Genomic DNA, 25,229 nt, shown 5'->3' with positions numbered 1-25,229 from the left:
GGAATCTTAAGGGCTTCATATGGAGCGGTTCGCGGATTCTTTCACCCTCGCGATGACCGCCACATCGACGCAGGCGGCTCCGGCGGCCAGCAAGGCCCGCGAACAGCCTTCCAAAGTGGCGCCCGTGGTCATGACGTCATCGATCAGTAGGACGCGCTTGCCCGCCACCTGGGACGCGCGGCGCGCCGGCACGCCGAAGGCCGCGGCCACGTTGCGCCGCCGGCCGGAGCCGGACTTGCCGCCCTGGGTCCCGGTGGCCCGCAGCCGCACCAGGGCGTCCGGCAGATAGGCCACGCCCGCCAGGCGGCTGAGCGGCCGGGCGATCTCGGCGGCCTGGTTATAGCGCCGGCCCAGCAGGCGGCTCGGATGCAGCGGCACAGGCGCGATGGCCTCGGCCTCGGCCAGCAGGTCGCGGGCCGCCCGCGACAGCCAACGGGCGAACAGCGGCGCCAGGTCGGTGCGGTCGGCGTGCTTCAGTTGCAGGATCGGGCCGCGCGAGGCGTCGTCATAGAGGCAGGCGGCGCGGGCGCGGGCGAAGGCCCTTGGCTTGGCCAGGCAGTCGGCGCAACGCACCCCCTTCCCCTGATCGTATTCGAACGGCGTCCCGCAGCCGTCGCACAGCGGGCCGTCGATGAAGCTGATCCGGCTCCAGGCCTCGGCGGAAAAGCCCGGCGACTGCGGCAGCGGCCCGGCGTCGAGGGATTGCGGTGGGAAAATGAGGTCCAGCGCGGTACGAACCGCGGCCTCCACACGCAGGCCCGGTTTCCATCGGCCCTCCGCGTCATCATCTTGCAGAGACAATGTCCGTTCCGCCCCGCCTCTTCGACCGCGCCCTGCTGCGCACCCGCCTCGATCGCGCCGCGTCGGCCTATCCGACCGCGGACTTCCTGAAGCGCCGGGCCGCCGAGGACGCCGTGGTCCGCCTCGAGGCGATCATGCGCGAGTTCCCGCGCGCCGTCGACCTTGGGTCGAGGACGGGCGCCTTCCGCGAGGCCCTGGCCCAGAGCGACGCCCAGGCGCGCGTGGGCCTGCTGATCGAGGCCGACCTGTCGGCCAAGATGCTGGCCGGCCGGACCGGACCGCGGCTGGTGGCCGACGAGGAGCGCCTGCCCTTCGCCTTCGGCAGCCTCGACCTGGTGGTCTCGACGCTGGCCCTGCACTGGACCAATGATGTGGTCGGCGCGCTTATCCAGGTTCGCCGGGCGCTGAAGCCGGACGGCCTGTTCATCGGCTCCATGCTGGGCGGGGCGACGCTCACCGAACTGCGCCGCTGCCTGCTGGACTCCGAGGCCGAGCTGACCGGCGGGGCCGGGCCGCGGGTCTCGCCCTTCGCCGATGCCTATGACGCCGCGGGCCTGCTGCAGCGGGCGGGCTTCGCCCTGCCGGTGGCCGATGTCGACCGGGTCACGGTCCGCTACGCCCATCCCCTGAAGCTACTGGCCGACCTGCGGGCCATGGGCGAGACCAGCGTCCTGGCCGAACGCCACCCCAAACCGCTGACCCGCGCGGTGCTGGCGCGCGCCTTCGAGCTCTATGTCGAGCGCTTCGCCGAGCCCGATGGCCGGATCCCGGCCACCTTCGAGATCCTCACCCTGACCGGCTGGTCGCCCGATCCCAGCCAGCAGAAGCCGCTAAAGCCCGGCTCGGCCAAGATGCGCCTGGCCGACGCCCTGGGCGTGGTCGAGACCCCCCTGCCCCGCGAGGAGAGCTAGGCGGTCCGTTCGCCCGCCAGGGCGGCGAAGGCGGCGTGGATCACCTGGTCGGGCACCAGTTCGGGGGTCAGGAACCGCTGGAACAACAGGCCCTCGGTCAGGGCGTTGATGACCCGGACCAAGGTGTCCGCCGGCATCGGCAGCTCGGTCTCGTCGAACTCGGTCCTTAGCCAGCCGGCGCCGGAGTCGTAGCCCTTGGCCATGGCGTCGCGGAACTGGACCCGGACCTCCTCGTGGGTCAGGGCGTAGGCCCGGAACCGCAACGCCCCGGGCGCCGCCACGCGCCGTTCGGGAAGGGCGGCGATGACCGCCTCGGCCATGGCGGCCATCAGTTCGGCGAAGCTGGAGCCCGGCTTGAAGGCCGGCCGGATGGGCGCCCACTGCCGCTCGGCCGTGGCCATGAACAGCTCGTCGCGGTTCTTGAAGTTGCCGTAGATCGCCCCGGTGGTCATGCCGGCCCGCGCCGCCACATCCTCCAGGGTCGTGCGCTCGAAGCCCTTCTCGCGGGTCAGGTCGCGGGCGGCGTCGATGAGCCTGGCCCGGGTGCGGGCGCGCTTGTCGCCCTTGGGCCGCCCGCGGGCCGTCTCGCTTGGGGCGTCGGTTGCCATCGAATCGAAAACTAGGCCATTGCATATTTTATAGGAAGTCTATTTTATAATTTTCCTATCTTTTGTGAGGCCGTGATGAGTGCGCAGGACCCGATCGCCGCCGCCATCGGCGCCTATGTGGACGCCGACGAGCTGGCTGGAGCCGCGACCCTGGTCTGGCGCGACGGCAAGGTCGTCCAGGCCGCCGCCGTCGGCTGGCGGGACATGGAGGCCACGGAGCTGCTCGAGCGCGACGCGATCTTCCGCATCGCCTCGATGACCAAGCCGATCACCTCGACGGCGGCGATGATGCTGTTCGAGGAAGGCGCCTTCACCCTCGACGACCCCATCTCCCGCTGGGCGCCGGAGTTCGCGCAGATGCGCGTCCTGCGCACGCCCGACGGGCCGCTGGACGAGACCGATCCGGCGGAGCGGGAGATCACCTTCGACGACCTGCTGACCCACCGCTCGGGCCTGACCTATGGCGACTTCCACGCCGGTCCGATCGCCAAGGCCTATTTCGCCGCGCTCGGCAGCGACATCGACAGCCACCTGGCGCCCGACGATTGGATCGCCGCCCTGGCCGCCCTGCCCCTGGTCGACCAGCCCGGCGCGGGCTTCCACTACGGCCACTCCACCCACCTGCTCGGCCTGCTGATCGCGCGCATCGAGGGCGCGCCGCTGGACGAGGTGCTCCAGCGCCGGATCTTCGCGCCCCTGGGCATGAAGGACACCGGCTTCACCGTCCCGGCCGCCAAGCATTCACGGCGCGCGCAGATGTACGGCTTCGACGCGGCGGGCCGCCTGTTCCCCCGCCCGCTGGGGACCAAGGACGCCGGCGCCCTGCTGGCCGAGCGGCCGGCCGACATGGCCAATGTCTCCGGCGGCGGGGGGCTGTGGTCGACCCTGGACGACTATCTCGCCTTCGCGCGGATGTTCGTAGGCCAGGGCGCCGTGGACGGCGTGCGGCTGTTGGCGCCGGAGACCCTGGCCCTCATGACCTCGAACCGCCTGACCGACGACCAGCGCGCCAGGGCGGAGAACTTCGGCCTGCCGCTCTTCACCGCCCACGGATTCGGCCTGGGCGTCGCCGTGGTGATGGACCCTGAAAACGCCGCGGTGACCCGGTGCAAGGGCGGTGTCGGCACGGTCGGCTGGCCAGGCGCCTATGGCGGCTGGTGGCAGGCCGATCCCACCGACGGCTCGGTGATGATCTTCCTGGCGCACAACATCTTCGAGCTGGAGCAGCTCGCCCAGGGGATCGGCCTTGGCGTCTATGGCGCGATCACTGAGTTCCACGCGCTGGCGTCGAGGATGCTCCGCTAAACTTGTCTCGCGGCCGGCTTCCCGCGAGGCTTGCGGTTCGGCTGCGGCGCCCTGCCTAAGACCTGGGCTATTCGCCGCACTGTCATGGATCGGGACCACATTCGGGTCGCATTTTGACCGCGGGTGGGTTTTATCCACACCGACCCAAACCAAGGAGCATTCATCGATGCGGACTTCCATCTTGGCCGCCGGCCTCTTCGCGGCGCTCGCCTGCGCCTCCATCGCCCAGGCCCAGACGCCCGCCCCGGCGCCGGCCGCGGCTCCGGCCGTCGGCGGGTTCACCGACGACGAGCTGAAGGCCTTCGGCGGCGCCATGACCGAGGTCTCCAAGCTCAACGCCGAGTACAGCCCCAAGATGGTCGGCGCCGACGGCCCCACCAAGGTCGCCGTCCAGAAGGAAATGATCGCCAAGATGGGCGCCGCGGTCCAGGCCAGCGGCCTGACCCCGCAGAAGTACAACGAGATCTCGGCCGCGGTTCAGAAGGACCCGGCCCTGCGCCAGCATCTGACCGAAGTGCTGAACGCCCAACCGGCGGCCTAGGGCCCCTGACGAGCCGACGCCGCGGACGACCCGTCCGCGGCGTTTCCAGGTCGGGCCGGCGTCCTACCGGATCATCCCACCCGCGCCGAGGCCATGACCGCCTCGGCTTCCGGCAGCGTCGCGGCGAAGTAGTGTTCGGCGGGCGCGAGGTAGAGGATGACGTAGATCTTGCCGCCGGTCTCCGCCACGGCGGCGACGCCCTTGATCTCCAGCCCTTCGGCGGTCTGAGCGCTGACATCGAACCGGACGCCGGACGCCTCGCCCAGCTTGGCCGGTCGCGGCTTCGCCAGCGTCACCCGCTGGTAGTCCATGGCGCTGATGCTGTCGGTCACGAACTCCATGCGCTCGGTCGCAGATATGTCGGCGCGGACCAACGGCGTGGGGCGCTCCTTGGCCAGCGGCTTGATCAGATAGTCGCCCGGCGCAAGACCATCGGTCAGATAGAGGCGGTTCAGCAGCGGGCCGTCGATGGACAGCACGCGCACCTTCTTGTGCCGACCTGGCATGACCAGGCTGATATCCGACCACTGGCGGCCCAGGGTGACATTGGCCCCCGACCCGACCTTCAGCGGCCCGGCGGGGGCCGGCGTGATCGTCGCGCAGGCGGCGAGCGACAGGACGGCGAGCGCCGGCAGGACGGCGCGCAGGGCGTTCCGCATGATCATGATCCTTTGTCGAGGCTGGTGAGGCTGTCCTGCACCAGCCAGGCGTCCTCGGCCTGGGGCGCCTTGGCCAGATAGGTTTCGTAGGCCGCCCGCGCGCCGGCGGCGTCGCCGTCGCGCTTGCGGGTGTCGCCGAGCTCGCGCCAGGCGGCCAGCGGCGTGTCGGGCTGGGCGGCCGCCGCCAGATAGGCGTCGCGGGCCCGTCCCAGGTCGCCGTCGCCGCGCCTCAGCCGGTAGGCCTCGCCACGGTAGTAGTTCAGCACGCCGAGGTCCTCGCCGCCCGCCGCCAGGCGATCGATGAGGTGCAGGGTCTGGCCGAAATCCCGGCGGCGAAGATCGTCGCGCAGCCAGGCGCTCAGGTGCGGCCGGATCGCCGCGCGATAGCGTTCGCGGCCACGGTCGCTGGAGGCCGGCAGACTGGGGGCCTGCTTGTCCAGCGCGGCGATACGCTCCGCCTCGAGGGGATGGCTTTCGAAGACACTCGTCCGCGACCGGCTCTCGCGAACCCGCTTGAAGTCCGACGCCTGGGTCTCGGCCATGACGCTGCGCCAGGATTGAGCCGCCGAGCGCGCGTCATAGCCTGCGATCGCCGCGCGCTTCTGGCCTAGCAGGTCGGCCTCCGCCTCCTGCTCACGCGAGAAACGGAAGAAGGCCGCGATCTCGGCCAGATAGACAACGTCGATAAGGTTGCCCGTCGCGTCCATGATCGACTGGGCCTCGCTGGCCGTCGTCGCGCCCGAGGCGGCCGCGACACCCACCACGGCGATGGCGACCTTGGCGGCCAGGGCGATATTGGCGCGGCTCTTGGCGGCGTTATACGCCACCAGGGTGTGGTTCTGGGCGAAGTGGCTGAACTCGTGGCCCAGGACGTACGCGAACTCGGCCTCGTCGGTCGAGCGAAGCATCAGGCCCGACCAGACCTCGACATAACCGTTCGGCGCCACCAGGGCGTTGAAGGCCGGCCGGTCCAGGACATAGACCCGCAAGTCGGGGCAGTGGTCGGCGGCGACCTTGCATGTGACGCCGCGCACGTAGGCGTTCAGCGCCGGGTCGTGGTTGACGTCGGCCTTGGTCCTGGCCGCCGCCTCGGCCTTGTCGGCCGAGCCCCAGATCCCGCCCTCCAGCGACGTCGAGTCGGGGCGCAGCCCGGCGGCCCGCTGGGCCTGGGCGGCTTGCGGCAGGACGGCGAGCGCCGCCGCGGCGGCGATGAGGGCTAGACGACTCCCACGCATGGTCTAGAGCGGCGCGTCCTTGAGCAGCGCCTTCACCAGAGCGCTCGCGCCGGCGGTTTCGCGCATGTCGGCGTTGGGGCCGGCGATCGTGAAATTCGCCCAGACCACGCGGCCGGTCTTCAGGTCCACCAGGGTCACGAAGCATTGCTGGCTGCCGAGCGGCACGCTGACCCCCAGCATCGCCATGCCGACGGCGGTGGCCACACGCCCTCCGCTGGCATAGGACCCGACCCCGCGCACGAAGAGCGCATAGTCGGCGCTCTGGGCGGCGCCAAGCGCCTGCGCCCCCTCGCCCAGGGTCCAGTCGAAGGCGCCCTTCTTGGTGGGCAAGGCGTAGCCGTAGCCCTGGATCGAGGCGCTGACCGCGCCGTGCAGGCGCATCAGCTGGCCCGAGCGGCCGGCCATGGCGTCATCGGGATCGAGCAGGCGGTAGGCGTAGGCGCGGGCTTTCATCTCGCTCTCGAGCTGGGCGGCGATATTGGCGCGCGCCTGCTCGGTCCAGTCGGCCTTGGGCTCGGTCATGCCCGACGCCGTCAGCAGGCCCAATTGGATGTCCGGGTCGACCACCAGGATCCGCGCGCCCGCCGCGGGCTTCACGGGATTGGCCATGACCTGGGTATGGGTGGTGGTGCACGCGCTGATCAACATGCAGGCGACCAGCGTCGCGATAAGCCGTTTCATGAACTCCCCCCGGAGCGGCGCAACTGCGCGCCGAGCAAGCCAAAGCCTACGCGATCCCGACTAAACCTGTCGATGCAACTTCGCTCATGGCGCAAGTGAAAATTGCATGGCGCCGACCCGCCGATCGGCATCCATCGCCAGGACGATGTCGGCGCGCGCCGGCATTTCGACCAGGATCCAGCGCGTGAGCCGTTCGTAGTGGGCGATGAAACGGCTGACCTGCGCGTCATCCATCGCCCGACCGCCGCCACCCTCCCGCACCAGGCGCGCCCGCAGCTTGGCCTCCTGCTCGCGACGCCAGGCCAACACCGCATCGAAGCCGGGCGCCGCCAGCAGGATCAGCAGGTCGATCCGCGCGAACAGCTCCTGATATGGTCCGGCGAGGGCCGCGTTCGCGTGGCGCCGCCATACGCCGTCCGGGTCGTCGTCGCGTTCCAGGGCGTTGAGCGGCTCGACCAAGGCCTCGTCGGCTTGGGCGCGGGCTCCGACGCACCAGCCCTCGAACAGGACCACGTCGGCCGGGCCTTCGAAGATCGGCCAGTCCTCCGGCGCCCTGCGGTCGTCGGCGGCCTTGTCGAAGGCTGGGATGGCGACGCGCCCAGGCCGGGCGAGAGCGTCCAGGGTCGCGAGCCCCAGCGCCGCATCGTGGGTCCCCGGCGGGCCCCGCACGCCGAACAACGGATGGACGTCCCGCGCCATGCCCAGGCGTTCGAGCCGGGTCAGGTAGAGATCGTCCAGGGACAGGGCCGCGACGTTCAGGCCGCGCTCTTCCAGCATGCGACGCACGATGGCCGTCAAGGTCGACTTCCCACTGCCCTGCGCCCCGCACAGGCCGACGACGTACGGACGTCCAGCGACCCGCTTGCCGACAATGGCCTCGGCCAGGGGCGCACAGACCCGCGCCGCGACCTCGCCAAAGGCGGGCGGCAGCGCCTCGCGGGCGATGAAATCGGCCAGCCAGTCGCTCATGTGGCGGCCTGCTCGACGATGCGCGCGGCCAGGCCCTTGAGCTGGCGCTTGCGCGGCGAGGCCGTGCGCCAGGCGAGCGCGATGGTGCGGCTGGGCTGGGGGTCGGAAAAGCGCGACAGGGCGATGCGCGGGTCGGCCAGGTCGTCGGCGGCCATGGCCGGCAGCAGGGTCACGCCCTGGCCGTGGGCCACCAGCTGGACCAGGGTGGTGAGCGAGGTCGCCCCGAACGTGGAGAGGTCGCTGAGCTCGCAGGCGCCCAGGGCCTGGTCCCGCAGGCAGTGGCCCTCCTCCAGCAGCAGCAGGCGATCGGGCGGCAGGTCGCGCGGCGAGGTCGCCGCGACCGGATCGTCCGCGGGGCTGGCCAGCAGGAAGGCGTCGTCGAACAGGCCCACCGCCTCGATCCCGTCGCCGGCCAGAGGCAGGGCCGCGATCACGGCGTCCAGCTCCCCGCCCGCCAGCTCGGCCATCAGCACCGCCGTCTGGGTCTCGCGGACCTTAAGGTCCAGGCCGGGGATGGCCGCCTGCAGCAGGGGCAGCAGCCGCGGCAGCAGATAGGGGGCGACCGAGGGGATGATCCCGAGCGCCAGGCGCTGGGCGCGGTCGCCGCGCCGCTCGCGGGCGAAGTCCTCCAGGTCCTTCACCCCGGCATTGAGGGCCCTCGCCCGCTCGGCCAGTTCGACGCCTTCCTCGGTGAGCACCGCCCCGGCCCGGCCGCGCTCCACCAGCGGCAGGTCGAGCTCGGCCTCCAGCTCCTTGATCTGCATGGAGAGCGCCGGCTGCGTCACGTGGCAGGCGGCGGCGGCGCGCCCGAAATGGCCGTGTTCGGCCAGGGCCGCGAGGTAGCGGAGCTGTCGCAGAGTGGGCATGGCGATAAGCTAGCCTGATCTCCAAGGCTTGTGAACTGATTGGACCTGATGAGGCGCGAGGCAGACCCTGGCCTTCACTTCAGGAGGAATTGCCATGACCGAGCGACTGACCACCACCGCGGGGGCCCCGGTTCCCGACAACCAGAACTCGCTTAGCGCCGGGTCGCGCGGCCCGCTCCTGATGCAGGACTACCAGCTGATCGAGAAGCTGGCGCACCAGAACCGCGAGCGCATCCCCGAGCGGGTGGTCCACGCCAAGGGCTCGGCCGCCTACGGGACCTTCCGGGTCACCCAGGACATCAGCCGCTACTCCAAGGCCAAGCTGTTCGGTGCGGTCGGCAAGGAGACCGAGGTGCTGCTGCGCTTTTCCACCGTGGCCGGCGAGCGGGGCGCGGCCGACGCCGAGCGCGACGTGCGCGGCTTCGCGCTGAAGTTCTACACCGAGGAAGGCAACTGGGACCTGGTGGGCAACAACACTCCGGTGTTCTTCATCCGCGACCCGATGAAGTTCCCCGACTTCATCCGCACCCAGAAGCGCCATCCGGTGAGCAACCTGCGCTCGCCGACCGCCATGTGGGACTTCTGGAGCCTCAGCCCGGAAAGCCTGCACCAGGTTACGATCCTGTTCTCCGACCGCGGCCAGCCGGACGGCTACCGGTTCATGCATGGCTTCGGCAGCCACACCTATTCGCTGCTCAACGCGGAGGGGGAACGCCACTGGGTCAAGTTCCACTTCAAGAACCTGGCCGGGATCCGCAATCTCACCAACGACCAGGCCTCGGCCACCATCGCCGCCGATCGCGAGAGCGCCCAGCGCGACCTGTTCGAGGCCATCGAGGGCGGCGACTATCCGCGCTGGAGGGTCTGCGTGCAGATCATGACGGAGGCGCAGGCCGAGCTGACCTCCTACGACCCCTTCGACCTGACTAAGGTTTGGCCGCACGCCGACTTCCCGCTCATCGAGGTCGGCCTCCTGGAGCTGAACCGCAATCCGGACAACTATTTCGCCGAGGTGGAACAGGCCTCGTTCAGCCCGTCCAACATCGTGCCGGGAATCGGCTTCTCGCCGGACAAGGTGCTGCAGGGCCGGCTGTTCGCCTATGCCGACGCCCACCGTTACCGGGTTGGGACCCACTATGAAGCCCTGCCGGTGAACCGCCCGAAGGCGCCGGTCGCCCACTACCACATGGACGGCGCCATGCGCTTCGACGCGCCCGGCCGCACGGACGCCTATTACGAGCCCAACTCGTTCGGCGGGCCGAAGGAGGACCCGAGCGTCGCTGAGCCGCCCCTGCGGATCGCCGGCGACGCCGACCGGTTCAACCACCGGACCGGCAATGACGACTACACCCAGCCGGGGAACCTGTTCCGCCTGATGAGCCCGGAACAGCAGGCGCTGCTGATGGACAACATCGCCGCCGCCATGGCCCCGGTCCCCGAAGCGATCCAGCGCCGCCAGGTCGAGCATTTCCGCCGGGCCGATCCCGCCTATGGCGCGGGCGTCGCCCAGCGGCTGGGCCTGTCGGAAGACGTCATCGCCGCCGAATAGGCCGACGGGGAAGGTCGGTCCGAGAGGCCCGTGGCGTGCTCCCGACGCCGCGGGCCTCTTGCTATTCGCCGATCAGGTGCAGCAGGACCTGGCGCCGCTGCGGCGCGCGGCGGTGCTCGAACACATAGATCGCCTGGCCCTTGCCCAGGGCCAGCCTGCCGCCGACCACCGGGACCGCGATCTGGGTCTGGGTGAGCGCCGCACGGATGTGGGCCGGCATGTCGTCCGGCCCATCCGTAAGGTGGGTGTAGAGGCCCTCCCCCTCCGGCGCGAGGCGGACGAAGAAGGCCTCCAGATCGGCCTTCATGTCGGCGTCGACCCCCTGGATGACCAGCGAGGCCGAGGTATGCCGGCAGAACACCGTCAGCAGGCCCGCGGCCATCCTTTGCGCCTCGACCCAGGCGGCGACGCCCGGCGTGATGTCGGTGAGGCCGGCGCCCGAGGTGGGCGCGTCGAGGGTGTGCAGGGCCTGGCGCATGACCCCAGGCTGCCGGGAGTCTATTCGTCCGTCTCGCGGTGTTTGGCCCGTTGGCGCATGGACTTCTCCCGCTGGATCCAGACCTTGCGGGCCTGGGAGGCGGCGGCGGGGTTCTCCTTGCGGTCGAGGTGGGCCAGTTCGCGCTGCAGCTTGCCGTAGGCCTCCCAGCGCTCCGCATCGAGTTCACCGCTCTCGAGGGCGGCGCGGACGGCGCAGCCCGGTTCCGCGCCGTGTCCGCAATCGCGGAACTTGCAGTGCGCCGCGAGCGCCTGGACCTCCGTCTCCAGGTCGCCGAAGGTGGCGGCGAGCCCCGCGTCGGCGTTCCAGAGGCCGAGTTCGCGCATGCCCGGCGTGTCCAGGACCAGGGCTCCGCTGGGCAGCAGGACCAGCTCCCGGTGGGTGGTGGTATGGCGACCGCGCGCGTCGTCCTCGCGGATTTCCCGGGTGACCATCAGCTCCCGCCCCGCCAGCGCATTGACCAGGGTCGACTTGCCCACCCCGGAGGAGCCGAGCAGCACGGCGGTCTCACCTGGCTTCAGCAGGGCGGCCAGGGCGGCGATCCCCTGCCCGGTCACCGCTGAGACCACATGGACCTCGACGCCGTGAGCGACCGCCTTGATTTCCTCGATCAGCGGTCCGGCGTCCTGGCAGGTGTCGGCCTTGGTGAGCACCACCACCGGCCGGGCGCCGCTTTCCCAGGCGGTGGCGAGATAGCGCTCGATCCGCCGCGGATTGAGGTCGGCGTTGAGCGAGGCGACCAGCAGGGCCAGATCGATATTGGCGGCCACCACCTGGGCTCGCCCGCCGTTGGCCTCCCGGCGGATGAAGCTGGTGGAGCGCGGCAGCAGGGCCTGGATCATCACCGGGCCCTCGTCGACGGGCGGAGTAACGGCCACCCAGTCGCCGGCCACGGGATAGCCCGTGGCCTCGGCCTCGAAGTGGAAACGGCCGGACAGTTCGCCGACGACGTCGCCGGTTTCGATGGCGAGACCGTAGTGGCCGCGCTGTTGGACCGTGACGCGGCCCGGGATCAGTCCGCGGGCGGCATGGTCATGAAAGAGTCGCTGGAGGGCGTCGCTCCAGCCGTAAGTGTCGAGCAATGCTGGACATCCTTGGATCGGAAAGCCTGGTCAGGCGACCGCCGGAGGAGCCTGGATATCAGGCGAGCCCATGGGCGGCGCGGCGAGGGGCGCGGACGAAGACACTCATGTCGAAACCCCTCCTTTCCGGTCATTGGGACGGTGGAAGGCTAGGCGCGGTCGGACCGGGCGTCAAGGAAACGCCCGGCAGGCCTAGCCGCCCAGGAAGGCGCGGGCCGCGTCCGAGGCGGTGAGCACCATGTCGGTGATCTCGCCGTCATAGGCGCCGAAGGCGCTGAGCGCGCCCATCGAGACCAGGCCGGCCACGACCGCGTAGATCACCATGGTGGCGCCGCGGGTGTCGGTGAGCAGGAATTTCAGATCAAGTCGCGCAACCAGGCCACCAAAGGCGCGTCGGCCGGCGGCATCGGGTAGTCGGCGAGTTTCGCGGGTTTCACCCATGCGACGGCCTCGTGTTCCCTGGCCGTCACAAAGCCTTCCCAGCGACGGACGAGGTAGAGTGGCATCATCAGGTGAAAGCTTTCGTAACCGTGGCTGGCGAACACGAAGGGCGCCAGGCAGGCGTGGGTGACCTTGATCCCCAGCTCCTCGTCCAGCTCGCGGATCAGGCATTCCTCGGGGGTCTCGCCGGGCTCGACCTTGCCGCCGGGAAACTCCCAGAGGCCGGCAAGCTGCTTGCCCTGCGGCCTCTGACAGATCAGCACCCGGCCCTCGGAATCCACGAGGGCGGCGGCGGCGACGAACAGCATGGGTTTGGCCATGCCGCTTCCTCGCCGCCTCGCGCGCGAAATGCAACCGGCATAGCGCGGGCTTTGAGAGCCGGCGCGTGGTGAAGCTGGAGGTCAGGCATCCCTCGGATCGCGCCCGCGACGCAATTGTGGATCACACTCCGAAACTTCGCTGAACAATCTTGCCCGAATGAAAGACCCATGCGCTGATGACTCACCAATGGTCTGCAACTACGGAAGCTTTACCGTAGAGATGGGGCATTAAATCTAACAGTTCTTAATAATACAACCGGCGAGAACTGTATAACCCATCCGAGATGCCGACCTGTCCTCGTGAGCTTTTGATAGGGCTGTAAAATGGCAAAACCGACGACCCCGCGAACGGCGGTCACCCTGGAATCCGACCACCCGCTCGAAACCGACCTCCGTTATGAAGCCTCGGCCGACCCCCTGGCGGGCGGCACGCTTCGCGACCTACCGATCTTCACGCCGGAACAGGTCGCCGCTCAGATCACCCGCTCGGGCTTCTCCTGGGACGTGAAGGCCACCGCCGACGGCGTGCTGACCTATGGCTTCTACAGCGGTCCGACCACCACGGGCGTCTACAACAACCCGCACGGCGCGGCCGAGAAGTACGGCTACGCGCCGATGACCGCCGCCCAACAGGAAGGCACCCGCGAGGCGCTGGCCTATTGGGACGACCTGATCCCTCTGAGGTTCCAGGAAGACGCCAAGGGCGCCGGCGGCTGGGACATGTCCTTCGCCACCACGACCACGGGACCGGGCCAGGCTTGGGCCTACCTCCCGCACGGCACGAACTACGGCGCCCAGTACCAGCACATCCAGGGCGACGTCTGGATCAATCCGGGACCGGTCAGCGGCGTGCAGTTGCTGGACGGCTTCTACGGCATGCAGACCCTGACCCACGAGATCGGGCACGCCCTGGGCCTGTCCCATCCGGGCGACTACGACGCCGGAGACGGCGTGCCGCTGAGCTACGAGCTGGCGGACTATTATCAGGACAGCCGGCAGTACAGCGTCATGTCCTATTGGGACGCCTATGAGACCGGCGCCCAGCACATCGACTGGTCGCTGATGCGGTTCGCCTATTCCACCACGCCCGGCGTCCACGACATCCTGGCGATCCAGAAGCTCTACGGCGTCGACACCACCACCCGGACCGGCGACACGACCTACGGCTTCAACTGGAGCTCGGACCTGGACAACCGCACGGCTTTCCAGATCGCCGAAAACAAGATCGCTCCGATCTTCACGATCTGGGACGCCGGCGGTGAGGACACCCTGGACCTGTCGGGTTACGACACCCCGTCCTTCATCGACCTCAATCCGGGCTCGTTCAGTAGCGCGGGCGGCATCGAGGAATTCCTGACGCTGGCGGAAATCAACGCCAACAACGCCGCCGCGGGCCTGCCCGCGCGCTCGGCTCTGCTCTTCGAAATCTACAACAACGGCGTGGAGGGCATCAACGGCGGCGAGAGCTGGATCGAGATCGCCGGGGTCACCAGCCCGCTGATGAAGGACAACATCAGCATCGCCTACGGCGCCACCATCGAGAACGCCAAGGGCGGCGGCGGAACCGACACCATCGTCGGCAACTCGGCTGACAACGTCCTGACCGGCAACGGCGGGAACGACGTCTTCGTGCTCTCGGCCGACGCCGGGAACGACACGATCGCCGACTTCGAAGGCGGTGCAGGCGCGGGCGACCGCATCGACCTGAGCTCGGTGGCCGGCCTGACCTTCGCCACCCTGACCATCACCGAGGTGGACGGCGAAGCCGTCATCACGCTTGGGACGGGATCTGTGACCCTGACCGGGGTCTCGGCCGCCAGCCTGGATGCTGACGACTTCATCTTCGCCTAGACGAAGGGCGCGGCGGGAGCGGCCCCCGGGCTGCTCCCGCCAAGCTCTATCCGTGGTTTTGCTTGACTTTCGAGGCCACAACCGGCATCCCCCCGCTGCACCGCAACATTCGCGGCGCTATCGGCGCTCCAGTCGCGTGATGGGTTCTAAGTCGAACCTAGCCTGTCGAGCGCCCTGAAGAGATCGCATAGATCGCCCCGCCACGCGGGGGCTTTCCCCAAACTGACCCGCGACCCCGCGACCCTTGGCAAAGCCGAGAGGCCGCGATTGGCGCATACGTGAAAGATTATCGTTTTGACCAAGTTCACCGACCTCGGCCTGGACAAATCCCTCCTGAAGGCCCTGGCCGACGAAGGCTATACGGTTCCCACCCCGATCCAGGCGCAAGCCATCCCGGGCGTGATGAGCGGCCGCGACCTGCTGGGCATCGCCCAGACCGGCACCGGCAAGACCGCCGCCTTCGCCCTTCCCATCCTGCATCGCCTCGCCGCCGACCGTAAGCCCGCGCCCCGCCGCGGCTGCCGCGTGCTGGTGCTCTCCCCCACCCGCGAACTCGCCACCCAGATCGGCGAAAGCTTCAAGACCTACGGCAAGCATATGGGCGTCTCTGTCGCCGTGGTGTTCGGCGGCGTGAAGTACGGCGGCCAGATGCGCGCCTTGGCCGGCGGCGTCGACGTGCTGGTGGCCACCCCCGGCCGCCTGATCGACCACCTGGGCGAGAAGACCATCACGCTCGGCGGCGTGGAGATCTTCGTCCTCGACGAGGCCGACCAGATGCTGGACATGGGCTTCATCCTGCCCATCCGCCGCATCGTGAAGTACCTGCCGAAGGATCGGCAGAACCTGTTCTTCTCCGCCACCATGCCGACCGAGATCGGCAAACTGGCCGGCGAACTGCTGAACCCCAATCCGCACAAGGTCGCCGTGGCGCCGGAATCGACCACGGTCGAGCGCGTGAAGCAGAAGGTGATCTTCGTGGAGACGGCGCGGAAGCGCGCCTTGCTCTGCGAGCTGTTCGCCGAACAGAAGTTCAAGCGCGTCATCGTCTTCACCCGCACCAAGCGCGGCGCCGACCGGGTGGCCAAGTCCCTGGAAGCCGCCGGCGTCGAGGCCGCGGCCATCCACGGCGACAAGAGCCAGGGCCAGCGCGAACGTTCGTTGGCCTCGTTCAAGGCCGGTGAAGTCCGCGCCCTGGTGGCCACGGACATCGCCGCCCGCGGCATCGACATCGACGCGGTCAGCCACGTGGTCCAGTACGAACTGCCCAACGTGCCGGAATCCTACGTCCACCGGATCGGGCGGACCGCCCGGGCCGGCGCCGACGGCACGGCCGTGGCCTTCTGCGCCGACGACGAACGCAACCTGCTGCGCGACATCCAGAAGGTCACGCGCCAGACCATCCCGGCCGAGGACCGCCGCAACGACCGGGGCCTGCACGTCATGACCCAGGCCATGCCCGAGGTCGCCGCCGAGCGCGCCGAGGCCGGCCGCAAGAACAACGGCGACCGCGGCCAGCGCAAGCCGCAGGGCCGCAGCGACCTGCCGGGCGGCCTGCGCGCCCAGCGCAACCGGCCCAACGGCGGTGGCGGTGGCCAGCGTCAGGGCCAGGGCGGCGGCGGCGGCGGCGGCGGTAATAGCGATCGCCACCCGCACAATGTCCGCAAGAGCGGCGAACGGGCCTCCACCACGCCCATCAGCCAGGCGGCCTTCAAGGGCCCCAAGCGCGACGGCGGCTCGGCCCCGGCCAAGCGCTGGACCCCGCTGGACTAGTAAGGATCGGCACAACAAACGCCCCCGCCTTGATCGTCATCCCCGGCCGCGCGACGCGCGTGTCGGGGATCCATACGCGCCGAGCCTGCCAGCAAATCGGCTGACTCGGAGATCATGGATGGCCGGGACTTGCGCCCGGCCATGACGAACCTGGGAGTGGGTGTCGTGGCGATAGCCTTAGGCACGCTTGCTCCGCCCCGCGCTGAGGGCCAATCTCGTCCCCAACAACAAGACGGGGGCGGGACGGATGGGCTTTCTCAAGGGCGTGGCGCTGCTGGCCGGCCTGGCCGCGGCGAACGGGGCCTCGGCGCAGGACGCCAAGGTGACCCGGCTGGTTCCGGGCTCCGACTTCCACGGCGTGCACGGCCTGCGCTTCAGCCCCAAGGGCGAGCTCTATGCCGGCAGCGTCGCCGGCCAAAGCCTCTACAGCGTCGACCTCGCCACGGGTAAGGCCAAGGTCCTGGTGGGCCCGCCGCAGGGCATGGCCGACGACATGGCGTTCGGACCAGGCGACCAGGTGGTCTGGACCGCGATCTCCGACAACATCGTCTACAGCCGCCGCGGCGACGGCCCCGTGGAGGTGCTGGAGAAGGATCTCGTCAGCATCAACTCCATCACCTTCAGCCGCGACGGCAAGCGGCTGTTCGCCGCCCAGGTGTTCGGCGGCGACGCCCTGTGGGAGCTGGACCCCGCCGGCAAGGCGCCGCGGCGGATGATCCGGGAAGGCATGGGCGGCTTCAACAGCTTCGCCGCCGGCCCCGACGGCTGGCTCTATGGGCCGCTGTGGTTCAAGGGCCAGGTGGTGAAGATCAATCCGGACACCGGCGACATGGTCGTGGTGGCCGACGGTCTCGACACCCCGGCCGCCGCCAAGTTCGACTCCAAGGACAACCTCTACGCCATCGACACCCACCTGGGCGAGCTGATCCGGATCGACATCAGGACCGGGGCCAAGACCAAGGTGGCGCAGCTTTCCACCGCCCTCGACAACTTCGCCATCGATGCGAAGGACCAGATCGTGGTCTCCAACATGGCCGACAACGGCCTGCAGATCGTCGACCCGGCCACCGGCGCGGTGCGCCAGGTGATGAAGGGCGCGCTCGCCTTCCCCGCCGACATCGCGGTGGCCAGCGACGGCGGCAAGGAGAGCCTGTTTGTCGCCGACGTCTTCTCCTATCGCGGAGTGGACGGCCAGAGCGGGGCGGTGCGCGACATCGCCCGGGTGCACACCAAGGGCAGCAAGCTGGAATATCCCACCGGGGTCAGCGTCGGCGCCGAACGAGTGCTGCTGGCTAGCGCCCCCACGGGCGCGGTGCTGGTCTATGACCGCCGCACCGGCGAGGCGCTCTCGGTGCTGCACGGCTTCAAGTCGCCCGCCGACGCCCTGGAGCTGGCCGACGGCTCGATCCTGGTGGCCGAGCTGGCCAGCGGCGACCTGGTCAAGGCCAAGGGCGACCAGCGCACGACCCTGGCTGGCGGGCTCGCGGCGCCGGCCAGCCTGGCCCTGGGGCCGGACGGCGGGGTCTATGTGGCCGAGGTGGCCGGCGGCCGCATCACCCGCGTCGACCTGGCCACCGGCGCCAAGACCGTGGTCGCCAGGGACCTCAACCTGCCCAAGGCGGTGGCCCTGGCGCCGGACGGGCGCCTGGCCGTGCTCGAGGTCGGCGCCAAACGCGTGGTCTCGATCGATCCCAAGACCGGCACGGTGAAGGTGGTGGCGAAGGACCTGCCGCTCGGCCTGGTCACCAAGCCCTTTCCCCTGGCGGGCGGGATCGCGGTTGGACCCTCCGGCGCGATCTATGTGACCTCGGACGTCGAGAACGCGATCTACAAGATCGAGGCCCGCTAGACCGTCCGCCATCGGATCGCTGAAAGCGACGGCGCTGTTCGTGCGTCGCACTGTGCTGCGCGCGCGTCACACACCCGCCAGCTGAACGAAATTGCCTTTAAGTTACGATGACAAAATGATCTGCTTGAGGTTGTATATCTCAAGCCATGGCGGACGCACGCCGGAAACGTGGAGCATGGGCATGCCCAATCCGAGCAAGAAACTGCTTGAACTCATCGAAATCTACAAAGGTAGGACGACCGAGTTCCCGAACCTGAAGGGCGTGACCCTGGCGAGCTGGATCCTCGAGTCCGGCTGGGGCGGCTCCGACCTGGCCACCAAGCACAACAACTTCGCCGGCATGAAATATCGCAAGGCGATGGAGCCCTTCGCGACCAAGATCAGCTACGCCGCCCACGATGGCGTTGACGACTATTGCGCCTTCGCCTCGCCCGAGAAGTTCATCGACGGATACTGGGCGTTTCTCGAGCGCGCGCCCTACAAGGGTTGGCGTTCAAAGGCGGGCGACGCCGAGGATTTCATCGAGTTCGTCGGGCCCATCTGGGCGCAGGACGGCGCCTATTCCGAGAAGGTCCTGAACCTGCTGAGCCAGGCCGAGGCCCTGCTGCAAAGCTCCTCGATCCCTGGCGCGCCGGATGATGTCTGCGGCGAATGCGGCGACGACGACGCGCCAAGCAAACCCAAGGTCGACCGCTGGGAGCCGACCTCGCACCAGTCGAGCCGCAACGGGACCGACATCGACCACATCGTCGTCCACTACACCACGTCCCGGAACATCGAGGGCACGATCAGCCACTTCAAGCACGGGACGCCGCGGACCTCGGCCCACTACATCATCGGCCGGGACGGGGCGCTGGTGCAGATGGTCAACGACAGCGATCGCGCCTGGCATGCCGGCTCGTCGGCGATGAACGCCCGGTCCATCGGGATCGAACACGTCGCCGCGCCGGGCGACAAGATCACCACGGCGCAGGGCGCAACCTCGGCGGCGCTGATCGCCTGGCTGATGCATGAGTACGAGGTGCCGCGGTCGCAGGTGATCCCCCACGTCTGCGTGAAGGCGACCAGCTGCTGCGGCGACCTGTTCGCCGACTTCGGCGGCAAGGCCGGCGGGTCGTGCGACGTCCAGACCAACGGCCTTCGGGGCTGGATGGCCTCGATGGGGATCTGAGTCCTCAGGGCGCGGGCGTCGGTTTCAGCTTGCGCTCGAAGAAGTCCAGGGTGGTCCGGGCGCGGTGCAGGCGGTTGGCCTGGGTCCAGCCGGCGCGGTGGCGCAGGCCTGGATAGGTCATCAGCTCGAAGGTTGTTCCCATCCCCTGCAGGGCCGCCATGGCCTTGGTGGAGTTGTCGAAGGTGACGTTGTCGTCGGCCATGCCGTGCATGATCATCAGCACCCCGGGCTTGAGCTTGCCGAGCCGCGCCGTGACCTCGGCATCGACGTAGCCGGCGGCGTTGTCGGCCGTCGTGCCCATGTAGCGCTCGGTGTAGTGGGTGTCGTAGAGCGACCAGTCGACCACCGGCGCCCCGGCCACCCCCGCCGCATAGGGCGAGTTCTCCGCCGTCAGGACCATCATCGTCATGTAGCCGCCGTTGGACCAGCCGGTGATCCCGATGCGGGCCGGATCGACATAGGGCAGCGAGGTCAGGTGAGCGACGCCGGCCAGCTGGTCCTCCACCTCGACCTTGCCCATCCGGCGGTCGATGGCGGTCTTGAAGGCCACGGAGCGGTTGGGGGTGCCGCGGTTGTCCAGGCTGAACAGGATGTAGCCGGCCTCCAGCAGCAGCTGGTCCTCGGGCGACTTCCAGACCTTCGAGACCAGGGCCCCTGCGGGACCGCCATAGACCTGGACGATCACCGGATAGCGCTTGGCCGGATCGAAGCCCGGCGGGGTGCGCATCGACCACCAGAGGTCCTGGCCGTCGGCGGCCTTGATGGTCCCGAAGCTCGGCTCGCGCAGGCGCGCGGCATAGGGCTGGTAGGGATGGCCGGCGGCGAGCCGGTTCTCCTCGATCCAGCGCACGCGGGTCCCGTCTGCCTTGTGGAAGCCGGTCTGGGGCGGGGTGCGCGGGTCCTGGTAGGTGGCGGCGAAGGCCTTGCCGGACTGGGCCACGTCGACCCGCCACCAGCCGCCGCCGGAGGTGAGCGCCTTGGGCTCGGCCGGCGCCTTGTAGGACACCTCATAGATTCGCCGCTCGACCGGCGAGTCCTTGCTGGCCCCGAAGATCGCCACGCCGCGCGCCTCGTCGACGCCCTCCAGCACGTCCACCGGCCAGGCGCCCTGGGTCACCTGGCGCAGCAGGGTCCCGTCGGCCTTGTAGAGGTAGAGGTGGCGGTTCCCGGACCGCTCCGAGGACCAGAGGAAGGTCCCGTCCTTCAGCGGCTTGAAGTCATCGGTGATATCGACCCAGTGCGGGCTGGTCTCGGTGAGGATGACCTTGGCCGCGCCGGTCGCCGGATCGACCGCCAGGATGTCCAGCTTCCGCTGGTCGCGGCTCTGGCGCTGGACATAGAGGGTCTTGCCGTCCTTGGCCCAATTGACGCGAGCCAGATAGATGTCGGTCTCCGCGCCCAGGTCGACCTTGGTCCGAGCCCCCGTGGCCACATCGGCGACATAGAGGTCCATCTTGGCGTTTGGCCGGCCCACCCGCGGATAGCGCTGGCGCACGACGGCGGCGCCCACGGCGTTGACGTCCAGCCGTTCGACCACGTCGACGCCGGTCTGGTCGACGAAGGTCAACGCGATCCTGGTCTCGTCCGGGCTCCACCAATAGCCGGTGGGGCGGCTCATCTCCTCCTGGGCGATGAACTCGGCGGTGGCCCAGCTCTTCAGCTCCTCGCCGCCGGTGGTCAGGGCCCGCTCGGCGCCGCCTGTGGAAGCCATGACGAAGAGGTTGTCGTCGCGCACGAAGGAGACGAACGACCCCTTGGGCGAGACCTTGGCGTCGATCTCGTCACCGGGGGTGGCGGTGAGCTGGGCCACCTGCCCGCCCTCCAGGCGGTAGAGGAAGAGGTCGCCCTCGACCGGGACCAGGATGAAGCGGCCCTGGTCGTCCCAGGCGTAGTCCACGACGCCGCGGGTCTGGACGCCCTGGCGTTCGCGGCGGCTCTTCTCGGCCTCCGAGAGCACCTTGTCCTTTGGGGCCAGGGTGCGGGCGTCGATCAGCAGACGCGGGTCACCGCCCTTGACGTCGGCGATCCACAGGTCGGTCATCCGCTGGTCGTCGGCCTTGGCCCGCAGATAGGTCACGGCCGAGCCATCGGGCGAGACCTTCACCCCGCGGGCGATGGGCCCCGACAGGTCGGGATCGGCGAACACCCGTTCCGGGGTCAGTTTTTCAGCTTGAGCCACGCCACACGCCATCAGGGCCACGATCAGGCCCCCCGCCACAAATTTCATGCCCGCTCCGATAAGCCTGGGGGGCGGAAGCTACCAGAGGGGGGCGCCCTGGCAAGCGCGCCGGTTCAGGAGCGGTAATCGCCGTTGATGGCCACGTACTGCTTGGTCAGGTCGCAGGTCCAGACCGTGGCCGAGCCCTTGCCGACGCCGACGTCGACGGCGACCTCCAGCTCCTGGTTCTTCATGTAGGCGCTCATCTTGGCCTCGTCATAGGTGGGCGAGATGAGGCCGTCCTGGGCGGCGACCAGGGGTCCGAACTTCACGCTGACCCGGTCGCGGTCGATGGGTTCGTCGGCCCGGCCCACCGCCATGACGATCCGCCCCCAGTTGGCGTCCTCGCCGGCGAAGGCGGTCTTGACCAAGGGGCTCTCGGCGATCGTGCGGGCGATCTTGCGGGCCGAGGCCGGGCTCTCGGCGCCGCTCACGGTGATCTTGACGAACTTGGAGGCCCCCTCCCCGTCGCGGACCAGCTGCAGGGCCAGGTCCAGCAGCACGGCCTCCAGCTTGTCGCGGAAGTCGGCCAGGCGCTTGTCGCCCGCGCGGGCGATGTTCGGAGCGCCGGACTGGCCGGTGGCGAACAGCAGCAGGGTGTCGTTGGTGGAGCGGTCGCCGTCGACCGTCACGCAGTTGAAGGTGGTCCGCGTATAGAGGCTGGCCAGGGTCTGCAGCGCCGTGGGCGAGATCGCCGCGTCGGTGGCCACGAAGGCCAGCATGGTGGCCATGTCCGGCGCGATCATGCCCGAGCCTTTGCAGATCCCGGCGATGCGTACCTTCTCGCCTTCGATCGTCGCCTCGGCATAGGCGCCCTTCGGGAAGGTGTCGGTGGTCATGATGGCGTTGGCCGCCCCGGCCCAGCCGTCGTCGGTCAGCCGGCTTTCCACCTCGGGCAGGCGGTGGGTGATCTTGCCGTCGTCCAGCAGCACCCCGATCACGCCGGTGGAGGCCACCATGACGTCGCGCTGGCGGCAGTCGAAGCGTTTTGCCGTCGCCGAGGCCACCCGGCGCACCGCGTCGGCGCCTGGCTTGCCGGTGAAGGAGTTGGCGCAGCCGGCGTTGACCACCAGGGCCCGGACGTCGGCGCCCTTGGTCATCTCCAGATGCTTCTTGCACCAGTCGACCGGGGCCGAGCCGATGCCGTGGCGGGTGAAGACCCCGGCCGCCGACGTACCCTTGGCGAACCGCATGACCAGCAGGTCCTCGCGGTCGTGCTTATAGAATCCCGCCCGTCCGGTGGCGAGCTGGACGCCCGGGATCGGCGGCATCTTGGGGAACGGCACGGCGAGCGGCGAAACCGGCAGGGCGCCCTTGGCGACGGGGACCTCGACCGCCGGCTTCTCGGTGAACTGGCTGGCCTGCTTGTCAGCCCGCTTCAGCGCCGCGCGCTTCAGCGCGCTGGTCAGCGGGTCGAGGGCGCGTTCGATGGTCTCGACCACCTCGGCAGGGATCGAGGCGCCGTCCCGCGCCTTGGCGGAGGGCTTCTTGGCCGTCTTGGCGGCGGACTTGCTCACGGGCTTACGGGTCATTTCGCGGCGGCCTTGGCGGGAGGAGCCTTGGGGGCGACGGAGGAGGCGGGCGCGGCCTTGGGCGCGTCGGCGGGCTCCTTGGGCTGGCCGGGCACGTCCTGCGGCGCGCGGATGAGGGTCTGGATCTTGGCGCGGCTGCGCAGCTTCTCCAGCAGGTCGCGCACCTGGTCATAGGTCAGAAAGCGGACGATCTGCGGCCGGGCGGACTCGAGCGTGATCGGCTGCTCCAGCCGGCGGTCCTCGACCTTCACCACCGCGAAGCCGCCATCGACGGCGAACGGACCGACCACCTCGCCGGTCTTGGCGGTCTTCAGATTGGCCTCATAGGCCTCGGGCATGACGTCGGTGGTGAAATAGCCCAGGTCGCCGCCGTTGAAGCGCGTGGCCGCGTCGGTCGAGCGCTCCATGGCCAGGGCCTCGAACGAGGCGCCGGTGGTCAGCAATTTCTTGATCGCCTCGGCGTCCACCTGGGTCGCCACCAAGATCTGCCGGGCGCGGATCTCCTCCGACTGCTTGGCCAGCTTCAGCTGCTCCTGGTAGAGGCCGCGGATGGCGTTGTCGTTGACCGCGTCGGAGACCACGCTTTCCACCAGCATGTCGCCCAGGATGCGCTCGCGCGCCGCGGCCAGCCGCTTCTGGGCGATGGGATCCTTGTCCAGCTTGCGCTTCAGCGCCTCGGCGGCCAGCAGCTTCTGGTCGACCACCTCGTCCAGCACCCGGCGGAACAGGTCGGAGGAGGCGTCCAGCGGCTCGCCCTCGCCGATCAGGCCCTGGGCGACGGCCTCGCGCTTGACGTCGGAGGTCCACACGGTCTTGCCGTCGACCTTGGCCACCGCCGCGTCGCCGGGCTCAGGCGGTCGCTCGGCCCCGGTCTGGCTGGTGCAGGCCGCCAGCATGAAGCTGGCGATCAACATGACCGCGAGGGCGCTGAGCGTGTGCTGAGCGCGACGGGTGGCCGGGTGCGCCATGGGGACCATACCTCGAATGCAAAAACCGGACTGGAGGGCCCGCCCGTCCCTAGCCATTTCATGCCCGGGATGCAAAGGTCGCCGCCGATCCATGATGGCGCCAAACCCCATGACGAACGTCGGGGGCTCTACATTTTCAGGGAGGATATTTCCATGACGCGTGAAGCCGTAGTCGTTTCCTATGCCCGTACGGGCCTGGCCAAGTCCGGCCGTGGCGGGTTCAACATGACGCCGACCATGTCGATGGGCGCTCATGCGGTGAAGCACGCGGTCGAGCGCTCCGGCCTCGACAAGGCGTCGGTTGAAGACGTGGTCATGGGCAATGTGGCCCACGGCGCGGGCAACCTGGGCCGCCAGGTGGGCCTGCTGGCCGGCCTGCCGATCACCACCTCTGGCGTGACCATCAACCGCTTCTGCTCGTCGGGCCTGAACACCATCGCCACGGCGGCCAACTATATCCGCAACGACGGCGCCGACGTGGTGGTGGCCGGCGGCGTGGAGTCGATCAGCATCCCCGGCGGCGGCGCCGGCAAGGACAATGTCGATCCTCGCCTGGTCTCGGAATATCCGGCCATCTTCATGCCGATGATCGACACCGCCGACATCGTGGCCGAGCGCTACAAGGTCAGCCGCGAGGCCCAGGACGAGTACAGCCTGGAAAGCCAGCGCCGCATGGCCGCGGCCCAGCAGGGCGGCAAATTCGCCAATGAAATCGTCCCGATGAAATCCAAGATGAAGGTCGTCAACAAGGAGACGAAGGAAGAAAGCGTCGTCGACTACGTGGTCGATCGCGACGAATGCAATCGCGTCGACACCACCCTGGAAGGCCTTCAGAAGCTCCAGCCGGTGCGCGGCGAGGGCAAGTTCATCACCGCCGGCAACGCCAGCCAGCTCTCCGACGGCGCCGCCGCCGTGGTGTTGATGGACTCCAAGGCCGCCGAGAAGGCCGGCCTGTCGCCCCTGGGCGCCTTCAAGGGCTGGGCCGTCGCCGGCTGTGAGCCTGACGAGATGGGCATCGGCCCGGTCTTCGCCATTCCGCGCCTGCTGGAGCGCCACGGCCTGAAGGTCTCCGACATCGACCTGTGGGAGCTGAACGAGGCCTTCGCCTCGCAGTGCCTCTACGCCCGCGATTTCCTGGGCATCGACCCGGAGAAGTACAACGTCAACGGCGGCTCCATCGCCATCGGCCACCCCTTCGGCATGACCGGCGCGCGCCTGGCGGGCCACGTCCTGCAGGAAGGCCAGCGCCGCAAGGCCAAGTGGGCCGTGGTCTCGATGTGCATCGGCGGCGGCATGGGTGCGGCCGGCCTGTTCGAGGTCTATAACTAAGCTCTTCAGCCTCGCTGATCGGATCGGCCCTCCCCTCACCGGGAGGGCTTTTTCGTGTTCGCGTGTGAGCAGTCGCC

At 69.1% G+C, this 25,229-nt stretch carries 23 protein-coding genes; 9 read left to right on the top strand and 14 right to left on the bottom strand.

The genetic code is table 11. The features are described 5' to 3' along the window. Nucleotides 1-15: 15 nt before the first annotated feature. On the bottom strand, nt 16-801 hold the full coding sequence (locus V6M51_RS09200; protein ID WP_442957847.1) for a ComF family protein: 786 nt from the start codon (nt 799-801) through the stop codon (nt 16-18). Between V6M51_RS09200 and V6M51_RS09195 the strand changes: the two genes are divergently transcribed. After that, nucleotides 801-1,712: a methyltransferase domain-containing protein gene (locus tag V6M51_RS09195; protein ID WP_332766529.1), complete on the top strand. Its 912-nt coding sequence runs from the start codon at nt 801-803 to the stop codon at nt 1,710-1,712. The genes V6M51_RS09200 and V6M51_RS09195 overlap by 1 nt on opposite strands. Here V6M51_RS09195 and V6M51_RS09190 read toward each other — a convergent pair. After that, nucleotides 1,709-2,320, bottom strand: coding sequence for a TetR/AcrR family transcriptional regulator (locus tag V6M51_RS09190; protein ID WP_332766528.1), 612 nt, complete (start codon nt 2,318-2,320; stop codon nt 1,709-1,711). The two genes, V6M51_RS09195 and V6M51_RS09190, sit on opposite strands and share 4 nt — an antisense overlap. Before the next feature lie 75 nt (nt 2,321-2,395). Here V6M51_RS09190 and V6M51_RS09185 point away from each other — a divergent pair, with 75 nt between their 5' ends. Both V6M51_RS09185 and V6M51_RS09180 read left to right on the top strand, forming a co-directional pair. Next, the gene (locus tag V6M51_RS09185) at nt 2,396-3,625 is read left to right on the top strand and encodes a serine hydrolase domain-containing protein (RefSeq protein ID WP_332766527.1); all 1,230 of its coding nucleotides are present in this window, start codon (nt 2,396-2,398) and stop codon (nt 3,623-3,625) included. A 166-nt stretch (nt 3,626-3,791) separates the two neighbouring features. Continuing rightward, the gene (locus V6M51_RS09180; protein WP_305676436.1) at nt 3,792-4,166 is read left to right on the top strand and encodes a DUF4168 domain-containing protein; all 375 of its coding nucleotides are present in this window, start codon (nt 3,792-3,794) and stop codon (nt 4,164-4,166) included. A 71-nt stretch (nt 4,167-4,237) separates the two neighbouring features. On the opposite strand, the gene V6M51_RS09175 is transcribed toward V6M51_RS09180, so the two are convergent. From V6M51_RS09175 to V6M51_RS09155, 5 genes are all read right to left on the bottom strand, one after another. Next, a complete protein-coding gene (locus V6M51_RS09175; RefSeq protein ID WP_332766525.1) occupies nt 4,238-4,825 on the bottom strand; it encodes a hypothetical protein in 588 nt (195 codons plus the stop codon). A 2-nt stretch (nt 4,826-4,827) separates the two neighbouring features. Beyond that, nucleotides 4,828-6,060, bottom strand: a complete 1,233-nt coding sequence (locus V6M51_RS09170; RefSeq protein ID WP_332766523.1) for a M48 family metallopeptidase — start codon at nt 6,058-6,060, stop codon at nt 4,828-4,830. 3 nt (nt 6,061-6,063) lie between these two features. Then, nucleotides 6,064-6,741: a hypothetical protein gene (locus V6M51_RS09165; protein ID WP_332766522.1), complete on the bottom strand. Its 678-nt coding sequence runs from the start codon at nt 6,739-6,741 to the stop codon at nt 6,064-6,066. Nucleotides 6,742-6,825: 84 nt separating this feature from the next. Next, a complete protein-coding gene (locus V6M51_RS09160) occupies nt 6,826-7,710 on the bottom strand; it encodes a kinase (RefSeq protein WP_332766521.1) in 885 nt (294 codons plus the stop codon). Continuing rightward, nucleotides 7,707-8,576 (bottom strand): LysR substrate-binding domain-containing protein, encoded by an 870-nt coding sequence (locus tag V6M51_RS09155; RefSeq protein WP_332766520.1) that lies wholly within the window; start codon nt 8,574-8,576, stop codon nt 7,707-7,709. Before V6M51_RS09155 ends, V6M51_RS09160 begins: the two co-directional genes overlap by 4 nt. 94 nt (nt 8,577-8,670) lie before the next feature. Here V6M51_RS09155 and V6M51_RS09150 point away from each other — a divergent pair, with 94 nt between their 5' ends. Next, nucleotides 8,671-10,125, top strand: coding sequence for a catalase (locus V6M51_RS09150; RefSeq protein ID WP_332766519.1), 1,455 nt, complete (start codon nt 8,671-8,673; stop codon nt 10,123-10,125). Between the two features lie 61 nt (nt 10,126-10,186). Here V6M51_RS09150 and V6M51_RS09145 read toward each other — a convergent pair whose 3' ends face one another. The 4 genes from V6M51_RS09145 to mutT all read right to left on the bottom strand — a co-directional run bounded on the left by V6M51_RS09145 (nt 10,187) and on the right by mutT (nt 12,464). Then, entirely contained in the window at nt 10,187-10,603 is a 417-nt protein-coding gene (locus tag V6M51_RS09145) for a secondary thiamine-phosphate synthase enzyme YjbQ (protein WP_332766518.1), read from the bottom strand. Nucleotides 10,604-10,623: 20 nt separating this feature from the next. After that, on the bottom strand, nt 10,624-11,703 hold the full coding sequence (rsgA, locus tag V6M51_RS09140) for a ribosome small subunit-dependent GTPase A (protein WP_332766517.1): 1,080 nt from the start codon (nt 11,701-11,703) through the stop codon (nt 10,624-10,626). A 192-nt stretch (nt 11,704-11,895) separates the two neighbouring features. Further along, entirely contained in the window at nt 11,896-12,027 is a 132-nt protein-coding gene (locus V6M51_RS09135; RefSeq protein WP_332766515.1) for a hypothetical protein, read from the bottom strand. A 32-nt stretch (nt 12,028-12,059) separates the two neighbouring features. Beyond that, on the bottom strand, nt 12,060-12,464 hold the full coding sequence (gene mutT, locus V6M51_RS09130) for an 8-oxo-dGTP diphosphatase MutT (protein ID WP_332766513.1): 405 nt from the start codon (nt 12,462-12,464) through the stop codon (nt 12,060-12,062). Nucleotides 12,465-12,788: 324 nt separating this feature from the next. On the opposite strand from mutT, the gene V6M51_RS09125 reads away from it, so the two are divergent. From V6M51_RS09125 to V6M51_RS09110, 4 genes are all read left to right on the top strand, one after another. Further along, on the top strand, nt 12,789-14,315 hold the full coding sequence (locus tag V6M51_RS09125) for a M10 family metallopeptidase C-terminal domain-containing protein (protein ID WP_332766512.1): 1,527 nt from the start codon (nt 12,789-12,791) through the stop codon (nt 14,313-14,315). Nucleotides 14,316-14,609: 294 nt separating this feature from the next. After that, a complete protein-coding gene (locus V6M51_RS09120; RefSeq protein ID WP_332766511.1) occupies nt 14,610-16,085 on the top strand; it encodes a DEAD/DEAH box helicase in 1,476 nt (491 codons plus the stop codon). 247 nt (nt 16,086-16,332) lie between these two features. Then, nucleotides 16,333-17,934: a hypothetical protein gene (locus V6M51_RS09115; protein WP_332766509.1), complete on the top strand. Its 1,602-nt coding sequence runs from the start codon at nt 16,333-16,335 to the stop codon at nt 17,932-17,934. Nucleotides 17,935-18,115: 181 nt separating this feature from the next. Beyond that, complete coding sequence (locus V6M51_RS09110) at nt 18,116-19,105, top strand: N-acetylmuramoyl-L-alanine amidase (protein WP_332766507.1); 990 nt, start codon at nt 18,116-18,118, stop codon at nt 19,103-19,105. 4 nt (nt 19,106-19,109) lie between these two features. On the opposite strand, the gene V6M51_RS09105 is transcribed toward V6M51_RS09110, so the two are convergent. From V6M51_RS09105 to V6M51_RS09095, 3 genes are all read right to left on the bottom strand, one after another. Next, nucleotides 19,110-21,332 carry a S9 family peptidase gene (locus tag V6M51_RS09105; RefSeq protein ID WP_332766505.1) on the bottom strand — a complete coding sequence of 741 codons (2,223 nt, stop codon included), beginning with the start codon at nt 21,330-21,332 and terminating at the stop codon, nt 19,110-19,112. Nucleotides 21,333-21,397: 65 nt separating this feature from the next. After that, nucleotides 21,398-22,855: a bifunctional glutamate N-acetyltransferase/amino-acid acetyltransferase ArgJ gene (gene argJ, locus V6M51_RS09100; RefSeq protein WP_332766503.1), complete on the bottom strand. Its 1,458-nt coding sequence runs from the start codon at nt 22,853-22,855 to the stop codon at nt 21,398-21,400. Continuing rightward, nucleotides 22,852-23,823: a peptidylprolyl isomerase gene (locus V6M51_RS09095; protein ID WP_442957846.1), complete on the bottom strand. Its 972-nt coding sequence runs from the start codon at nt 23,821-23,823 to the stop codon at nt 22,852-22,854. The genes argJ and V6M51_RS09095 overlap by 4 nt, the downstream gene beginning before the upstream one ends. A gap of 153 nt (nt 23,824-23,976) precedes the next feature. Between V6M51_RS09095 and V6M51_RS09090 the strand changes: the two genes are divergently transcribed. Continuing rightward, nucleotides 23,977-25,152 (top strand): acetyl-CoA C-acyltransferase, encoded by a 1,176-nt coding sequence (locus V6M51_RS09090; protein WP_332766501.1) that lies wholly within the window; start codon nt 23,977-23,979, stop codon nt 25,150-25,152. Nucleotides 25,153-25,229: the final 77 nt, after the last annotated feature.

The organism is Phenylobacterium sp., assembly GCF_036677185.1.
Taxonomy (GTDB): Bacteria; Pseudomonadota; Alphaproteobacteria; order Caulobacterales; family Caulobacteraceae; genus Phenylobacterium.
The sequence above is the reverse complement of the archived record's forward strand: the minus strand, read 5'-3'. Positions and strand labels throughout refer to the sequence as shown.

What these genes read in the sequence shown, in the direction of transcription:
- V6M51_RS09090 (WP_332766501.1), top strand. Translation starts at nt 23,977, where the DNA reads ATGACGCGTGAAGCCGTAGTCGTTTCCTATGCCCGTACGGGCCTGGCC.
- V6M51_RS09175 (WP_332766525.1), bottom strand. Translation starts at nt 4,825, where the DNA reads ATGCGGAACGCCCTGCGCGCCGTCCTGCCGGCGCTCGCCGTCCTGTCG.
- V6M51_RS09135 (WP_332766515.1), bottom strand. Translation starts at nt 12,027, where the DNA reads ATGGTGATCTACGCGGTCGTGGCCGGCCTGGTCTCGATGGGCGCGCTC.
- V6M51_RS09165 (WP_332766522.1), bottom strand. Translation starts at nt 6,741, where the DNA reads ATGAAACGGCTTATCGCGACGCTGGTCGCCTGCATGTTGATCAGCGCG.
- V6M51_RS09095 (WP_442957846.1), bottom strand. Translation starts at nt 23,823, where the DNA reads ATGGCGCACCCGGCCACCCGTCGCGCTCAGCACACGCTCAGCGCCCTC.
- V6M51_RS09160 (WP_332766521.1), bottom strand. Translation starts at nt 7,710, where the DNA reads ATGAGCGACTGGCTGGCCGATTTCATCGCCCGCGAGGCGCTGCCGCCC.
- mutT (WP_332766513.1), bottom strand. Translation starts at nt 12,464, where the DNA reads ATGGCCAAACCCATGCTGTTCGTCGCCGCCGCCGCCCTCGTGGATTCC.
- V6M51_RS09195 (WP_332766529.1), top strand. Translation starts at nt 801, where the DNA reads ATGTCCGTTCCGCCCCGCCTCTTCGACCGCGCCCTGCTGCGCACCCGC.
- V6M51_RS09115 (WP_332766509.1), top strand. Translation starts at nt 16,333, where the DNA reads ATGGGCTTTCTCAAGGGCGTGGCGCTGCTGGCCGGCCTGGCCGCGGCG.
- V6M51_RS09110 (WP_332766507.1), top strand. Translation starts at nt 18,116, where the DNA reads ATGCCCAATCCGAGCAAGAAACTGCTTGAACTCATCGAAATCTACAAA.
- V6M51_RS09185 (WP_332766527.1), top strand. Translation starts at nt 2,396, where the DNA reads ATGAGTGCGCAGGACCCGATCGCCGCCGCCATCGGCGCCTATGTGGAC.
- V6M51_RS09150 (WP_332766519.1), top strand. Translation starts at nt 8,671, where the DNA reads ATGACCGAGCGACTGACCACCACCGCGGGGGCCCCGGTTCCCGACAAC.
- V6M51_RS09125 (WP_332766512.1), top strand. Translation starts at nt 12,789, where the DNA reads ATGGCAAAACCGACGACCCCGCGAACGGCGGTCACCCTGGAATCCGAC.
- V6M51_RS09105 (WP_332766505.1), bottom strand. Translation starts at nt 21,332, where the DNA reads ATGAAATTTGTGGCGGGGGGCCTGATCGTGGCCCTGATGGCGTGTGGC.
- V6M51_RS09155 (WP_332766520.1), bottom strand. Translation starts at nt 8,576, where the DNA reads ATGCCCACTCTGCGACAGCTCCGCTACCTCGCGGCCCTGGCCGAACAC.
- V6M51_RS09145 (WP_332766518.1), bottom strand. Translation starts at nt 10,603, where the DNA reads ATGCGCCAGGCCCTGCACACCCTCGACGCGCCCACCTCGGGCGCCGGC.
- argJ (WP_332766503.1), bottom strand. Translation starts at nt 22,855, where the DNA reads ATGACCCGTAAGCCCGTGAGCAAGTCCGCCGCCAAGACGGCCAAGAAG.
- V6M51_RS09180 (WP_305676436.1), top strand. Translation starts at nt 3,792, where the DNA reads ATGCGGACTTCCATCTTGGCCGCCGGCCTCTTCGCGGCGCTCGCCTGC.
- V6M51_RS09170 (WP_332766523.1), bottom strand. Translation starts at nt 6,060, where the DNA reads ATGCGTGGGAGTCGTCTAGCCCTCATCGCCGCCGCGGCGGCGCTCGCC.
- V6M51_RS09190 (WP_332766528.1), bottom strand. Translation starts at nt 2,320, where the DNA reads ATGGCAACCGACGCCCCAAGCGAGACGGCCCGCGGGCGGCCCAAGGGC.